Source organism: Cytobacillus sp. C11.1 (genome assembly GCF_058145115.1).
Genome location: NZ_CM176935.1, coordinates 2,832,929 through 2,847,939 on the forward strand (window position 1 = coordinate 2,832,929; position 15,011 = coordinate 2,847,939).

A 15,011-nucleotide genomic window follows, 5' to 3' on the forward strand; every position below is an offset into this window, starting at 1 on the left:
TTGTAAAAGGGGAGAATTAAGAATGGGAAACAAGGACATTTTTAAACGCGAGATTGCTGAAGTCAGGAAAGTACATCTGCATGAACACAGTCCTATCCATGCAGCTGGCCCTGTCATTGAGCCGGGTAATTGGGAAAAGTATGATCCATTTTTGCTGCTGATGGAAGATAAGTTTCAAAAAGGAGCCTTTGATATCCATCCTCATCGTGGAATCGAAACCGTTACATATGTCATTGATGGAGCAATCGAGCATTATGACAGCCATTCAGGAAAAGACGGCGTTTTGGGACCGGGTGATGTGCAATGGATGACTGCCGGCAGCGGAGTGGTCCATAATGAAGTGCCATCTGAAGGTATAACAGCTCACTCCCTGCAGCTGTGGATTAATCTCCCTCGTGATAAGAAAATGACAGCTCCAAGGTATCAAAATCTTCAAGGCAATGAAGTGCCGGTTAGAGAAGAGAAGGGGGCTACCATCCGTATTTTTTCTGGTTCATCAAGAGATGTCGTTTCCCCTACGTTAAATCATGTGGCAGTAACGATGATCGAGGCTAGGATGGAAGCGGGTGTTTCAGTATCCCAGGACTTGCCTGGCAGCTATAAGGGAATCATATATATAATAGAAGGCAGCGGTGTTTTTGGGAAAAATGAAGTTCGCGCTTCTAAAGGAGAGGTCCTCGAATTAGGTACTGGCGGGAAAAATGATACTGGCGAAATCGATTTTACAGCAGAAGAACCGTTGCGCTTTTTGCTGTATGCAGGAGAGCCTGTAAAAGAGCCGGTTGTAGCCCGCGGTCCATTTGTAATGAATACAGAAGAAGAAATCCAGGAAGCTTATCAAGAATACATGCAGGGGACTTTCTTAAAATAACGGGATATAGAGAAGAGCAACTGATTTGGGTTGCTCTTCTTTGATGATTTAGTATGAAATTTCTTTGAAAATGGAAGAATTGTTAGGAAGTATAGATGAGCCGACCCTTTTTTGAGTGCAACTTTTTACTTATGTTCAACTTTATAAATTAAGGCTGTTTTATAAAAGATTGTTGTTTTTAAATAGATTTGTAAATAAAAACATTGATAAATAAGATTGGTTGATTGGAGCGTAAGGTGCGAGACTCCAGCGGGACGAGTGGGACAGGTGAGACCCCACAGGCGCTGCGCGCCGAGGAGGACCACCGCCCGCCCCGCGTTCGCTGAGCATCCTGGAGCGGAAATCAACCTCTCCTCACTACTTGTTTAAAAAGCAACAAAGTTTGCGAAAACAACCTAAATTTATGAAGTACTTAACGCATGTATTGTGTTCAACTTTTCCGATGTATTGTACAACTCCTTGCTGCTACAGGGTTCTGATAAAAGGCAGCCAAAAGAAGGAATGCGAATAAATTTGCAGAAATCTATATCATCCCAATATAAGGAGGATCTGATTATGTACGAACTAAAAACTAAAGAGAATGATAACAGTGTCATCGAGTTTATAGAAAAGGTCGAAAGTCTGAAAAAACGTGAGGATGCTTATAAGCTCCTTGATTTATTTACTGAAACGACCGGTTATCCGGCCAAAATGTGGGGACCGAGCATTATAGGGTTTGGGTCCTACCATTACAAATATGCGACTGGCCATGAAGGCGATGCGCCTCTTGTCGGATTCTCGCCAAGGAAAGCAAAGATAAGCTTATATTTTGCAACAGGTGATATGGAGCGGCATGTGCTACTTGAAAAATTCGGAAAACATACTGCTGGAAAGGCCTGTGTGTACATAAACAAATTGGCGGACATTGAGGTGAATGTTTTAAAGGAGCTAATTCTTCAATCCATCAAATTTTTGCGGGAGACCTACCCGGAGAAATAGAGACGGAGGGGCTGGGAGTTCGGAGGATTTGAAAGAATTTATAGATAGGACTATTGTTCATTGCCTGATTATCTCCTGTTCAGGGATTTAAGTTTTGGATTGCATATTATGTATGGATGTATATTGGAAAATTAATAAGAAAAAGTATCAAATGAATGGCAAATAAAGTTAGCCTCAACCGCTAGGCTAACTTCATTTAAAAATATAGTTATAATTGCATGTAATTCCAGTTGAAAAGTCGGTTTTTATCGTTTTAAGAAAGTTAAAGCTTGTTTGACAGATTTCATCGTTATAATTGATTGATGGCTTCTTCCCATATTTTCAAGTGCTTTTTGTGCAAGTTCCGGACGTATTCCTGTAATTATTGGCTGAATACCGAGCAGACGCATAATCGAATCAATTTTAATTAAGAAATCGACAACGACTTCGTCAAGATTAAAAATTCCTGAAAAATCTATAATAATATGTTTAACATCTGTTTCAGCTTTTAGTTTTGTTGGCAATGTTTCCAACAGGATTTGAGCTTTATCATAATCGATCGTCCCGACAAGCGGAATGATTGAAATTTCATCCAGCACAGGAACAATGGGGGTTGAAACCTCGTTCTGCCTTTTTTTATATTCCCGTTCCGTTTCCTTTTGGTCTGTGATATCTCTTAAGACTGAGAGTATGGCCCGCTTCTCACCATATGGGAAGGGGTGACACGACAGCTCCACCTCTAATGAAGACCCGTCTGAAGTAACAATTGTTTGCTCTATAAGTGCGCCTATTTCATTTTCCTCTAATGCTTTCCGTATTCGCTCTCTAATTCTTATTTTTGCATCATCAGGGAAAATATCAAGTACTTCCGCTCCGATTAAGTCTTCCTTAGCTGCCCCTAGCATTTCTGCACCGGGATTGTTGATATATAAAACCTTGTAATTACTATGAACGATAGTGGTTTCAAAGGTATTTTCAACTATTTGCCGGTATAACTCGTTCCTTGCATGATCGGGAATAGTACCAGTGGAAAGTTCTTGCATCTTATTTCCCTCCTAACTTCGTAGTTTCAATAACTATAACATAGTAAGGGTAGAGATAAAAATCCTTAGGGCATAGAAAGAAACAATACAGGAAATTAAAAGATTTTCGTTTTGCGACTCACAAAATTCCGGAAATTTATTAGAATCTAGTAAAAACTAGGCTGTTTTCTTCCACTCGATGCAATTCCCCTGACTCTTGAAGAAAGCAGGGTACAGCTTCTTTATTCAAATCCATAAATAGATCATAATGATCCAATTATCCAAAAAAGGTTACTCCATTCTTGTTGTGGTATAGCTAGAAATAGGAGTAATAATTGAACTCCAGATATTATAAAGTCTCGAAATGGAGGTACAAAGATGAAAAATAAAACAACAGACAGACAAAAGCGGGAAGATGTCCCAAAGAATCAAAAGTGGGATCTGACCGCTCTTTTTGAAACCAAGGATGAATGGGAAAAAGTATTACAGGCTGTAAGAGAGGATCTTTCAAGCGTAACAAGATATAAAGGCAAACTGAAGGAGAGCGCAAAAGTACTACTGGATTGCCTGGAAGCAAAAGAACAGCTGCTTGAGCGATTTAATCTAGTTTCAATGTATGCAGATTTGCGCTTGTCTGTTGACAATACAGAGACTGAGAGACAGAAAGACGCAGCAAAAGCATCGGAGGCGCGTTCTGAACTGAATGCAGCACTTTCGTTTGTAGAAACTGAAATTATAGCCCTGCCTGAAGAGACGGTTAAAAAGTTTATGAAGGAGGAAAATGGTCTGCTGCTCTTTCAAAAATATTTCGCTGATTTGCATGAAAGAAAGTCCCATGCACTAGGCGAGGAAACAGAAGAGGCTTTTGCAGCCCTTGGCTCACTATTTAGTGCACCGTACAACATTTACAACCGTGGAAAACTATCAGATATGCAGTTTGATTCATTTACAGATGAAGAAGGAAATGAGTGGCCTCTTTCTTTTGCTATGTATGCAGGAAAGTACAGCTCATCTCCTTCCACAGAGGTTCGCAGAAAAGCCTATGATTCTTTTAATAAAACATTAAACCAGTATAAGCATACTTTTGCAGCCGCTTATTCTGCGAATGTAAACCATGAAGTAACCATGTCTCGTATGCGCAACTATAACTCTGTAACGGATATGCTGCTTCAGCCCCAGCAGGTAACGAAGGATATGTACCATAACCAGCTGGATGTCATTCAGGAAGAATTGGCGCCGTATATGCGAAAGTATGCGAATCTGAAGAAAGAAGTTCTGGGATTGGACAAGATGACTTTTGCTGATATTAAAGCACCGCTTGATCCGGAATTTAAGATGGAGACAAGCTATGAGGAAGCTTCAGAAACAGTGAAGGGTGCCTTGGAAATTATGGGTCCGGAATATATGGATATGATTAATAGAGCTTTAACGGAAAGATGGGTGGATTATGCAGATAATATCGGGAAATCAACAGGTGCATTCTGTTCCAGCCCATATGGAGCTCACCCATATGTATTGATGACTTGGCCGGATACCATGCGCGGGGCTTATACGCTTGCACATGAACTGGGTCATGCGGGACATTTTTATCTTGCAGGAAAAAAACAGAGAATGGTGAATACAAGGCCCTCACGATACTTTATTGAGGCACCTTCCACTATGAATGAGATGCTGCTCAGCAACTATCTGCTTTCCAAAACAAATGATAACCGAACAAAGCGCTGGGTTATTCTTCAGCAGCTGGGTACTTATTATCATAATTTTGTCACTCACTTGCTGGAAGGTGAACTGCAGCGGAGAGTTTACCAATTAGCAGAGAACGGCGAGCCGTTAACAGCAAGTGTGCTGTCCGAGCAAAAGGCAGATGTTCTTAAGAAGTTCTGGGACGATTCGGTTGAAATCGATGAAGGAGCAAGCCTGACCTGGATGCATCAGCCTCATTATTATATGGGACTGTATCCATATACTTATTCAGCTGGTCTTACTGTATCTACAATCGTGTCCAAACGAATCCTTGAGGAAGGCAAGCCTGCGGTCGAAAGATGGCTGGATGTATTAAGAGCAGGCGGAACTCTTAAGCCTCTTGATTTGATTAAAAAGGCAGGCGTTGATATGTCCAAACCGGATCCTATCCGTGAAGCAGTTGTCCATGTTGGCAGTCTGATTGATGAGCTTGTGGAAAGCTACAGAGGACAATAAAAAGGTTAGAAATAAATAATTAAAAATGTTAAATGTTTATGTCGATTTTCCCCTGCAGCAGACAGACATAAAGGAACAAGTTATGATGTTTCTGTACAGGGGATTTTTTTGTTGAATAAAATCATCAGATAGCATTAATTTACCAGTTACTTCCCCTCTAAAATAATATATTTTGAATTTATATATAGTATTTGAAGGTGATTTAATGCAGCCAAGCCTGAATCCTGTAGAACGAAAAATAAAACGCAGGAAAAATAAGTTTTACATATCAATTAATAAGAAATTCGTGTTCAGCCATCTTATTTCGATAGCTTGGCTTGCTCTTTCCTTTTACCTTTCATTACCCTGGCTGGAGGATTTGTCTGCTATTATTTCTTTGCCCTTAGCCGTCATCGTAATCGGAGGAATCGCTTATGTACCTGGTTATATGAATGCTTTTCTAGTTATGAGTCTTCTTCTGGACAGGCAGCCTCCATTTAAAAATCAGCAGCCTGATAAGGAAGTAACCATGCTTGTAGCAGCATTTAATGAGGAAAAATCCATTTTTCAAACCTTGAGTTATGTGGCAAATCAGGATTATGCAGGTAAAATAAACATTATTGTTATTGATAATAATTCATCTGATCGTACATATGAACAGCTGATAAAAGCCCAAACAGAATTGCCCCTGGACATGAATATTTTAATAGAATCCCTGCCAGGCAAGTTTCACGCATTGAATAAAGGTTTGCTGCATGTGACAACCCAGTACGTAATTACCCTTGATGCTGATACTCTGCTGCATCCATCAGCCGTCCGCTTTTTGGTTTCACGGATGGAAAGCAGCCCGGCAAATGTCGGGGCTGTTGCAGGTTCCATGCTTGTAAGGAACAGCCGGGACAACATTTGGACGAAAATTCAAGAGTGGGACTATTACCTGGGGATTTCATCAATAAAAAGATTACAAGGTTTGTATCAAGGGACACTGGTAGCTCAAGGGGCATTTAGTTTATATAAAACAGAATGTGTCCGCCAGGCGGGTGGCTGGCCGGATGCTATTGGGGAAGATATTGTTCTGACCTGGCGTCTCCTCCAAAATGGGTGGAAGGTTTATTTTGAACCGCTGGCAGCCGCATTTACAGATGTCCCCTCAGATATTTGGCATTTTGCTAAACAGAGGTCTAGATGGGCGAGGGGAATGATCGAGGGATTGAGTGAAATCAAGCCATGGAATCAGCCGCAGATGTACACCAAGTATCTAACAGGTGTAAATTTAGTAATGCCTTACTTGGATATTGTGTATACTTTCTTCTGGATTCCTGGATTGGTGCTAGCATTCTTCGGTTATTATTGGATTGTCGGTCCAATGACACTATTTGTTTTGCCTCTTACAGTATTAAGCTATGGGATTTTGTATTTTTATCAGAAACATTATGTTTTTAAAAACTTAAACTTAAAGGTAAGGAAAAATACAATTGGATTTATTTTATTTATTCTCTGCTATCAGATGATTATGTCTCCCATTTCTGTCTGGGGGTATTTTCAGGAGTTTTTTAAGTTAAAGCGTGTTTGGAAATAAGCTGCTAAATAAAACCTCGCTGTGTACCACAGCGGAGTTTTTTTGTATGAAATGTTTTTGTGGTTATTTGCTTTTAAAAAAAGTGCACATTTACAAAAGAAAATCTTATAATATCTAAGGGAAATTAAAAGAATTTATTTGCAGATTTATAGTAACTAAAAACCTTTTTATTGCATTTAGTTTGCCTTGGAGATAAAATGTTTACCAAAGTAAACTTTTTCGAGTATGTGCATATACTTTATAAGCAATGGATATATATTTTTTTAAAACAAAAGTTGCCCTGAAGAAACATTTTTTACATCAGTTAAAAAGGAGAGAAGAAAATGTCGCAAGAAGTATTATTTGCGTTTAGTTTAACGTTGTTTGCCGGTTTAGCGACAGGAATAGGCAGTTTAATGGCATTTTTTACTTCTAGAACAAATACAAAGTTTCTGTCTTTAGCACTTGGCTTTTCTGCAGGGGTCATGATTTATGTATCCATGATTGAAATTTTTGTAAAAGCGAAGGATGCACTGGTAGGAGCAATGGGTGTCGTAAGCGGGAACTGGGCAACAGTGGGCGGCTTTTTTGGCGGAATGCTCCTGATTGCATTAATAGATAGATTTATTCCTAAACAGGATAATCCGCATGAAGTGAGAACAGTAGAGGAAATGAATGACCCTAGCAAGGTTGCTGAGCATCAAGGGCTGCTAAAAATGGGAACCTTTGCAGCATTGGCCATTGGCATCCATAACTTTCCCGAAGGTATTGCGACTTTTACATCAGCACTGCAGGACCCGGGTCTGGGGATTGCCATTGCAGCCGCAATTGCCATCCACAACATTCCTGAGGGGATTGCTGTGTCGGTACCAGTTTATTATGCAACAGGAAGCAAGAAGAAAGCTTTTAAACTATCATTTTTATCCGGGCTGTCAGAACCGATTGGGGCATTGGTGGCTTATTTAATCCTTATGCCTTACTTAAACGATATAATGTTTGGCGTCATTTTTGCGGCAGTTGCAGGCATCATGGTTTTCATCTCTCTTGATGAATTATTGCCGGCTGCGCAGAAATATGATGAAGCACATACGTCCATTTACGGTCTCGTTGCCGGGATGGCCGTTATGGCACTAAGCCTCCTGCTGTTTATTTAACAAAAAGGCAGTCTCTCATTAGAATGAGGGGCTGCCTTTTTTCTTGTTTATGTTCTGATTAATGTGCTGGCCCTTTATCAAAATTGCTTCCGCTAACATCTGCAATATTCTCAATTGCAACTAAGGCATTAGGGTCGATGTCCTCCACAATCGAACGCAATGTAGATAATTCAATTCGGGTCACAATGGTATAAATAATTTTCTTTGGCTCGCCTGTAAAAACACCTTGTCCTTGAATATAGGTCATTCCACGGCCTAATTGTTTGATGAGTGCATCGGAAATTTCTTCGGGAACATCCGAAATAATTGTAACTGATTTTAATTCTTCCAAACCTTCGACGACAATATCAATCATCTTATAAGCGATATAATAAGTGATAATCGAGTACATAGCTGTTTCCCAGCTAAAAACCAGGAAGGCAGCAAGTATGAAGATGAATACATTGACAATCATGATAAATTGGCCGACTGATACAGGACGCTTCTTGCTGACGAGGATAGCAATAATTTCAGTCCCATCTAAAGATCCGCCGGTTCTAATTACGAGTCCGACACCTGTTCCGAGAATAACTGCACCAATAATCGTCGCTAAAAATAAGTCATCTGTTACCGGTTCAAAATGATGCAAGTAGGCTGTGCTAGCAGATAATACGATAACCCCATATAAAGTATGTATCGTGAATTTGATCCCGATTTTTCGATAGCCAATGTAAAGGAATGGCAAATTCAAAATAATCAGGAATAAACTCATGGTCATCCCGGTTAACTCAGCAGCAATGATTGAAAGGCCGATCACTCCGCCATCCAGAATGTTATTGGGAACCAGGAAAAACTCAAGCCCTGCTGCAGCAATTATGGCTCCAATTGTAATCATGACTATTTGTCTTACTTCTTTTAAAATACGCTTTTTCTTCGTCATTGCCAATGGGATCAAGCCTTTCTCTTTGAAAAATACTTTACTATTATAGCATTTTTCAGAAAAAGCTTTAAGTCAAAGCATGCCGGATAAAATTTACACCTTCGAAAGGTATGATGTATTTTTCTGGAGAATGTAATCAAGTGGAAGAATCAATTGAAACGAGGAAAAGAAGATGACTGCTACGTATGTGAACTGGGGAGAGGCCAGAATTAAACTGATTTGGCAAGAGGCAAAAAATCTGCCTGAATTTAAGTTAATCACTAGCGTTCATGGGCTTTGTTTTTATGAAGGGAAACTTTTATTGGTTAATTTAAATAATCGCGGCTGGGATATTCAAGGCGGCCACATTGAATGTGGTGAATCCCCCGAACAATGTTTTAAACGTGAAGCGATGGAAGAGGGCTATGTAGAAGGTGATTGTAAGCTTATGGGACATGTTATTGTTGATCATAGTGAGAATTTACTATGGAATGAAAGCAGTCCATATCCAAGGTTAGGGTATCAGGTATATTACCGAATGAATATTAAGGATATGCATGACTTTGAAGGAAAATTTGAATCTAAGGAAAGAATATTAATTGAGCCAAAAACAGTAACAGATTATTTAAAAGGGTGGCATGAGGTACTGGCAGAGGTGCTGGAGTGTGCTTTGCGAGAAGAATAGAAGAATTACATTGGAACAATGGCCGCTCATTCATTCAAGTAACCAATTGTGTTCCATACACATATTCGTTTTCCAAAAAATAAAAAAAGAGCGACTATGCTTAACGGGTTCTTTTACCTGTCACAAAAATCCAATGTGTATATTAAAATGACCATCAATTTGTATGTGAATTTGATGGTCATTTTTCATTGATATAACGCGAATAATTATAAAAATAGGCTTGAAAATGTGGTCCAATTTGTATTTCGAAATGTAAGGTTACAGAGATTTCTGTTACCTCGCAAATTGGATTGCAAAATGCTGTGTTTTTTAGTTACAAAACTAAGTTTCTCTTTGGCTCTGTAATTATTCATTGATGATTTTCGTATAGGTATGAGAATTAATAGGCGGAGAATTTCCGGCTATTGTATATAGAGGAAGCTTAAGAAGCAGAGATAAGCTGAGGAATTCCGGTTAACTGCTCTAAATAAGCCAAAATTCAAAGATTTGGATCATATAAGCGAAAAAACTCCGCTTGTTCTTAAGGAAATAGGGGTATTTCCCAATTTAAACGGAATTTTTCCGGTTATTTTTCAAACACAGTGAAATCAACATTTAGTTTTATAACAGTACTTTGGCCATAAAATGCATTATACATTAGGTGGCACTTTGTAATATTCTTACATAACAAAAAGCCCTGCATTTTGCAGGACACAATGTATAACAAATATAAGCAGATTTTCAAACGTATTTTTATAAAAAGTGACAGGTATCCGAACCCGTTAGACTAAGCTCTTCTTTCTTTTATCGTACGGTCCTAAACCCCTCAAGAGCCGCTTTTATTACTGGCCAGTTTTTTTCGGTCTTTCGTGCCGGGAGGCTTTTCCATCCAGTGATGTTTGATCATGATATCGGCTCCGGTTTTAGCATATTTGGCAATTTCAATAGATAAACGTTCATAATTCATGGCCAAATCGCTTCGTTGACTGGCAGCTGCCGCAGTTGCATAATTTCCCGTTCCAGCAGCGCTAATTAAACTCATATGAAACATAACCAGCTTATCTGAGAAGGTTTGTGTAACTGAATTGCTCACACTGACATCAGGCAAACGAGGGGTAGGAATATCATTTTGCAGCAAAATATCTGTAAAAATCTTAATATGCTTATTTGCTATTTCAGCCCCTCTGAGCATAAAATCTGAAACCTCTTTAGTGGGGGAGGTCTGGGCAAAACTGAGGCTTAAATTTACTCCCATCGCGTTGGTCATAACATTCATATATAAATGGGAAATCTCAATTGCGTTTAAGGGCCGTTTATTCGCCAGCGGATTTAATCCGCTTAAATAACTCTTGCTATCTATATACTCCGTTACTTTTGATGTTTCAATATAAGGATGTCTCGCAAGCAATCCTTTCGTTAGGGCGATCCTATTGGATTTGTTATAAAGAACCGATGTTTCATATAGCCCTTTTGTATAATAATCGGATATGTCCTCCCGTGAACTCATGGACAGAAAGCCGCCATACGAAATCAGCCCCGTTCTTGCCATATGGTTCACATAGGTTAAACAGAAAATATTAGAAAATAGCCAGGGTGCACTCATATTGACGTCATTGTCTGAAAAACCATCAGGAAGGGCAAGTTTGTCCTGTTTATAGAACTTCACCAGTTTCTTCAAATGTCCGGATGCTAAATCATATGCATATTGGACCATGCCTTTTATTTCCTTATCTTCCAGATGCTTAAGCATGAATCCTAAAACGCATTTTGCCATGCTGTCATTCATATAAGATGTCCATAGGCAAGCGATTTCAGCTGCCGTTAAATGTGTCTTGTTCTGGTGCATTCCTAAAGCCTCCTGAAAAAGCGGTTGGGTTGTATAAATTATATATTTTTCCTTATGTTGGGTTATTATTCCTATATGAAAGGTATTTTTTATGAACCTGTATAAACTAAAACCAGTGTCCTTGGATGATTCTGTACGTTATAAAGCCTGGAGCAGTGAACATGAAAATTTTTATCCGCTCATAAATAAGGTTATCCGCACATAAATAAGGGCTTATGCGAACATAAATTTTTTTATCCTCATACAATGACTGCTATCCGCATATAAATATCTTTCAGCCAAAAAAGACCTATAAAAATAGGTATTTATGAATCCTTTTTTCAGAATTTTTCGTAAACGGTTTTAGCAGAGGATTAAATTATACTATTACCGTATATTTAAAGAATCATGGCAAGGAGCAATATTCTCAAAATGAGCTAATCAAAATTGCAGATTCAATGGAGCTACATTATAGGAGTAAATAGTTTTCGAAAGCGGGCTGATTTTTTTGAACAGGATTATGGTAATTGGGATCTCGGCAGGGGCAGGCAAGTCTACGTTTGCAAGGCAAATCGGAAAAGCATTAGGAATAGAGGTTACTCACTTGGACTCCCTATATTGGAAGCCTGGCTGGGTTGAGAGCAAGGTTGAAGAATTTTCTGCAGCACAGCGGGAAATTGTCAAAAAGCAACAGTGGATCATGGAAGGCAATTACAGCAATACCTTTTATATTAGGGCGGAGAGGTGTGATACGGTTATATACCTCGAGATTCCCTTATATATCTGCCTGTATCGGGTTTTGAAAAGGTGGATAACCAACATTGGCAGAACCCGGCCGGACATGGCAGAGGGGTGCCAGGAAAAAATGGACTGGCCATTTATTAAATTCATCATTACAACTTATAAATCCCGCAAGAAAAAGATGGAAGAACGGCTAATGAAATTTCAGGCTGCAGGAAAAAAGGTCATTGTGTTGAAGAGTATCGAGGAGATTGAACTTTATGTAAAAGGCTTGGAAGCCAAGGGAAACAGGGCTTGTTAGTTGGAAGTATGTAAACCTGTTAAGGACGATAAGAGATGCATAAATTTAAAAAATGATGCAAAGTAAGTCAAATGTGGTTCATAAATTGAAAAAGTTGCACACAAAATTCCCAAAGTGGTTCATAAAGGAAAGTGACGCATAACTACCAAACAGCGGGAAACTTTTTCCCATAAAACGATCAAAATATAAGATGTTTATGAAAGCAGGTTGATAAAAATGAACCCGCCAAAACATATTGTGTCAGCAGCTGCCATTGTCTTAAATGAAAATAATGAAATTTTGCTGATCAAAGGTCCGCAAAGAGGATGGGAAATGCCAGGCGGACAGGTTGAAGAGGGAGAGTCTCTTAAAAATGCAGCTATCAGAGAGACGAAGGAAGAGTCAGGGATCGAAATTGAAATTATGAAATTCTGCGGTGTTTTCCAAAATGTCAGTGACTGCATATGCAATACTCTATTTCTGGGAAAACCAGTTGGAGGCAAATTGACAACCAGTTCAGAGAGTCTGGAAGTTGGTTTCTTTTCCATTGAGGATGCCTTGAAAATGGTTACATGGAACAATTTCCGGCAAAGGATTGAGTATTGCCTGAATGATGAGTGTCATCCTTTTTATGTTGATTTTTAATATCGTAACAACAAAAGTATAACCATAGAAATAGTGAAATCCTGTTCAATGTATTTTAAGCACTGTGTAAAAAGTAAAAAAGCGGCAAAAAAGCCGCTTTTTTAAAATCAAATACTTTTATCCGAAAACAGCTTTTGTCATTAAAAAAAGAACAGAAGGAGCAAGCAGACAACCTAATCCAGTGTAAAAAGTTGCAGTAACAGCTCCATATGGAACAAGTTTTGGGTCAGTTGCTGCCAATCCCCCGGCTACTCCGCTTGTTGTACCCATTAATCCCCCATAAACCATGGCCGTACGAGGGTTATTTAAACCAATGTATTTTGCAATAAAAGGAGTTCCGATCATAGTAAGAATGGATTTAACCAAACCAGCTGCGATACTGAGGGTGATCACTTCAGAACTAGCTCCAATGGCTGTTCCTGTTACAGGGCCAACTATGTACGTTGCAGTACCGGCACCAATGGTTGTTAGGCTGACCGCGTCTGTGTATCCAAATGCCAAGGCAATTCCTACTCCGATCACAAAGGAGAGGACTACTCCCAAAAAGAGGGAAACAACACCATTTACGCCCGCCTTTTTGATTTCACTGAAATTGGCGCCAAAGGCGGTAGCCACAATGGCAAAGTCACGGAGCATTCCTCCACCCATCAAACCGATGCCAGCAAATATGCCGATGTCTGATAAGCCTTTTTGCCCTCCTGTAACAACTCCGCCAATATAGGCAAGCACCAGACCAAGAGCTATGGCAATCGCAGAGCCATGGATTCGGCCTTTTGTCAATTTATCGGAGAGAAAATAAGAGAGAAACATTGTAATCCCTACTACTGTAAATGCAACGATAAGACCATTGTCTAAAAGAGCATTACCTAATATTTCTAACACGCTGGCCACCTCCAGTCATATCACTTTCGAGAGTTTCATTTACATTGCCGCCTTTGCTTAAAAGAGGAACTACTGCCCAGCTGATAAAAACCGCGGCTACACCCGCTGTAAGGGCTAAAGGTCCTCCATCAAGAGCCGCTACAACATTTTGCTGTGCTGACATGGCAATAACAATCGGGATATACATGGCACTCCAGAAGGACAATCCTTCTTGGGTCTGGTTGTTTAATTTATCTTTCTTCTTTAGGTATTCGACAAGAAGAATTAGCATAAGCATGGCAATTCCCACACCGCCGACATTCGCGTCGATCCCGAGGACTTTTCCAAAGAGATCTCCCACAAACACACCCGATAATAAGCAAAACGCTAATAAAGCAACACCATAAATGACCATTTCATCTCTCCTTTTAATTTTTTTTGCTTAGGGCTAAGGGACAGAAACTGCAAAGTAAATCCTACTTTTATAAACTGTCTGGACTAAGGGGTAGGGTAAAATAAAAAAAAGAAAGCGCTTGCATTTCGAAAATCTACAGTCGACTGTATTCCTAGAACTCATAATAAAACGAAAGAAAAGGTAAAGTCAATTAATTTTTATAATTTTCTCAAAATATTGAATTATCGAAAATGAAGAGTTATAATATAATCGACAGTCGACCAAATCATATTTCCGTGAAGGAGACAGTGCCATGAAAACGGATAAAATCAATCAAAATGCATTATCAAATCATATAGCTGAACACATTACTGAACAAATCATTAAGGGGGAGCTGGTTCCTGGAGAAAAACTTATTGAACATATTTATGCGGAGGAATATGGAACTAGCCGTGCCCCAGTCAGAGAGGCTATTTATTTACTGTCAATTGAAGGCCTTGTTGAAAGAATTCCCAGGAAAGGTGCAGTAGTTAAAAATTATACGGAAAATGAAATTTACGATCTCCTTGAAATTCGTATTATGCTAGAGTCAATGGCTATGGATAGAATCAACAGAAATGGGATTGATCAACAAGGACTGCAAAAAATGTTTCTACTTTTAGAAGAAATGAAGGGGGTTACCGATATCCATCAGTACACACAATTAAACCACTCCTTTCATACAACACTTGTTGAAATGAGCAGAAGCGAAACAATAAAGACAATGTACTCCCGGCTTGGCTGGCCTTTGTTGAGAATCCAGAGTCTTTCCTTCGCACACCAAGGCAACATTGAAAAGTCAGTACGTGAACATGAAATGTTAATCAGTCTCTTAAGAGATGGAAAAATAACAATGGCAGCAGAGTTGCTGACCCGCCATAATCAGGACGTTATTGCCAGCATGAAAAGTAAGCTAGGTTAGTA

Annotated in this window: 14 protein-coding genes; 9 read left to right on the forward strand and 5 right to left on the reverse strand. The window is 39.3% G+C overall.

All coding sequences use genetic code 11. The features are described from left to right. The first annotated feature begins 22 nt into the window (after positions 1 to 22). Entirely contained in the window at positions 23 to 871 is an 849-nt protein-coding gene (locus tag AC3ZVC_RS14130; RefSeq protein ID WP_490063863.1) for a pirin family protein, read from the forward strand. A 555-nt stretch (positions 872 to 1,426) separates the two neighbouring features. Beyond that, on the forward strand, positions 1,427 to 1,849 hold the full coding sequence (locus AC3ZVC_RS14135) for a DUF1801 domain-containing protein (RefSeq protein WP_490063864.1): 423 nt from the start codon (positions 1,427 to 1,429) through the stop codon (positions 1,847 to 1,849). A gap of 245 nt (positions 1,850 to 2,094) precedes the next feature. Here AC3ZVC_RS14135 and AC3ZVC_RS14140 read toward each other — a convergent pair whose 3' ends face one another. Further along, the gene (locus AC3ZVC_RS14140; protein ID WP_490063865.1) at positions 2,095 to 2,871 is read right to left on the reverse strand and encodes a PAS domain S-box protein; all 777 of its coding nucleotides are present in this window, start codon (positions 2,869 to 2,871) and stop codon (positions 2,095 to 2,097) included. A gap of 357 nt (positions 2,872 to 3,228) precedes the next feature. On the opposite strand from AC3ZVC_RS14140, the gene pepF reads away from it, so the two are divergent. The 3 genes from pepF (at position 3,229) to zupT (ending at position 7,740) form a co-directional block, all read left to right on the forward strand. Beyond that, complete coding sequence (gene pepF, locus AC3ZVC_RS14145; protein ID WP_490063866.1) at positions 3,229 to 5,049, forward strand: oligoendopeptidase F; 1,821 nt, start codon at positions 3,229 to 3,231, stop codon at positions 5,047 to 5,049. Between the two features lie 205 nt (positions 5,050 to 5,254). Further along, on the forward strand, positions 5,255 to 6,607 hold the full coding sequence (locus AC3ZVC_RS14150) for a glycosyltransferase family 2 protein (RefSeq protein WP_490063867.1): 1,353 nt from the start codon (positions 5,255 to 5,257) through the stop codon (positions 6,605 to 6,607). A gap of 323 nt (positions 6,608 to 6,930) precedes the next feature. Continuing rightward, positions 6,931 to 7,740, forward strand: a complete 810-nt coding sequence (gene zupT / locus AC3ZVC_RS14155) for a zinc transporter ZupT (RefSeq protein WP_490063868.1) — start codon at positions 6,931 to 6,933, stop codon at positions 7,738 to 7,740. Between the two features lie 58 nt (positions 7,741 to 7,798). Here zupT and AC3ZVC_RS14160 read toward each other — a convergent pair whose 3' ends face one another. Further along, positions 7,799 to 8,665: a YitT family protein gene (locus AC3ZVC_RS14160; protein WP_490068934.1), complete on the reverse strand. Its 867-nt coding sequence runs from the start codon at positions 8,663 to 8,665 to the stop codon at positions 7,799 to 7,801. Between the two features lie 166 nt (positions 8,666 to 8,831). Here AC3ZVC_RS14160 and AC3ZVC_RS14165 point away from each other — a divergent pair, with 166 nt between their 5' ends. Further along, positions 8,832 to 9,323 carry an NUDIX domain-containing protein gene (locus AC3ZVC_RS14165; RefSeq protein WP_490063869.1) on the forward strand — a complete coding sequence of 164 codons (492 nt, stop codon included), beginning with the start codon at positions 8,832 to 8,834 and terminating at the stop codon, positions 9,321 to 9,323. Positions 9,324 to 10,128: 805 nt separating this feature from the next. On the opposite strand, the gene AC3ZVC_RS14170 is transcribed toward AC3ZVC_RS14165, so the two are convergent. Further along, positions 10,129 to 11,148 (reverse strand): DUF3231 family protein, encoded by a 1,020-nt coding sequence (locus tag AC3ZVC_RS14170; protein ID WP_490063870.1) that lies wholly within the window; start codon positions 11,146 to 11,148, stop codon positions 10,129 to 10,131. Between the two features lie 487 nt (positions 11,149 to 11,635). Between AC3ZVC_RS14170 and AC3ZVC_RS14175 the strand changes: the two genes are divergently transcribed. Then, positions 11,636 to 12,169, forward strand: coding sequence for a P-loop NTPase family protein (locus tag AC3ZVC_RS14175; RefSeq protein ID WP_490063871.1), 534 nt, complete (start codon positions 11,636 to 11,638; stop codon positions 12,167 to 12,169). 216 nt (positions 12,170 to 12,385) lie between these two features. Next, positions 12,386 to 12,793 (forward strand): NUDIX hydrolase, encoded by a 408-nt coding sequence (locus AC3ZVC_RS14180; protein ID WP_490063872.1) that lies wholly within the window; start codon positions 12,386 to 12,388, stop codon positions 12,791 to 12,793. A gap of 117 nt (positions 12,794 to 12,910) precedes the next feature. Here AC3ZVC_RS14180 and madM read toward each other — a convergent pair whose 3' ends face one another. Together madM and madL are read right to left on the reverse strand one after the other, a co-directional pair. Next, complete coding sequence (madM, locus tag AC3ZVC_RS14185; RefSeq protein WP_490063873.1) at positions 12,911 to 13,675, reverse strand: malonate transporter subunit MadM; 765 nt, start codon at positions 13,673 to 13,675, stop codon at positions 12,911 to 12,913. Beyond that, a complete protein-coding gene (madL, locus tag AC3ZVC_RS14190) occupies positions 13,656 to 14,069 on the reverse strand; it encodes a malonate transporter subunit MadL (protein WP_490063874.1) in 414 nt (137 codons plus the stop codon). Before madL ends, madM begins: the two co-directional genes overlap by 20 nt. 292 nt (positions 14,070 to 14,361) lie before the next feature. Between madL and AC3ZVC_RS14195 the strand changes: the two genes are divergently transcribed. Continuing rightward, positions 14,362 to 15,009: a GntR family transcriptional regulator gene (locus AC3ZVC_RS14195; protein WP_490063875.1), complete on the forward strand. Its 648-nt coding sequence runs from the start codon at positions 14,362 to 14,364 to the stop codon at positions 15,007 to 15,009. Positions 15,010 to 15,011 lie beyond the last annotated feature (2 nt).

What these genes read in the sequence shown, in the direction of transcription:
- AC3ZVC_RS14130 (WP_490063863.1), top strand. Translation starts at nt 23, where the DNA reads ATGGGAAACAAGGACATTTTTAAACGCGAGATTGCTGAAGTCAGGAAA.
- AC3ZVC_RS14135 (WP_490063864.1), top strand. Translation starts at nt 1,427, where the DNA reads ATGTACGAACTAAAAACTAAAGAGAATGATAACAGTGTCATCGAGTTT.
- AC3ZVC_RS14140 (WP_490063865.1), bottom strand. Translation starts at nt 2,871, where the DNA reads ATGCAAGAACTTTCCACTGGTACTATTCCCGATCATGCAAGGAACGAG.
- pepF (WP_490063866.1), top strand. Translation starts at nt 3,229, where the DNA reads ATGAAAAATAAAACAACAGACAGACAAAAGCGGGAAGATGTCCCAAAG.
- AC3ZVC_RS14150 (WP_490063867.1), top strand. Translation starts at nt 5,255, where the DNA reads ATGCAGCCAAGCCTGAATCCTGTAGAACGAAAAATAAAACGCAGGAAA.
- zupT (WP_490063868.1), top strand. Translation starts at nt 6,931, where the DNA reads ATGTCGCAAGAAGTATTATTTGCGTTTAGTTTAACGTTGTTTGCCGGT.
- AC3ZVC_RS14165 (WP_490063869.1), top strand. Translation starts at nt 8,832, where the DNA reads ATGACTGCTACGTATGTGAACTGGGGAGAGGCCAGAATTAAACTGATT.
- AC3ZVC_RS14170 (WP_490063870.1), bottom strand. Translation starts at nt 11,148, where the DNA reads ATGCACCAGAACAAGACACATTTAACGGCAGCTGAAATCGCTTGCCTA.
- AC3ZVC_RS14180 (WP_490063872.1), top strand. Translation starts at nt 12,386, where the DNA reads ATGAACCCGCCAAAACATATTGTGTCAGCAGCTGCCATTGTCTTAAAT.
- madL (WP_490063874.1), bottom strand. Translation starts at nt 14,069, where the DNA reads ATGGTCATTTATGGTGTTGCTTTATTAGCGTTTTGCTTATTATCGGGT.
- AC3ZVC_RS14195 (WP_490063875.1), top strand. Translation starts at nt 14,362, where the DNA reads ATGAAAACGGATAAAATCAATCAAAATGCATTATCAAATCATATAGCT.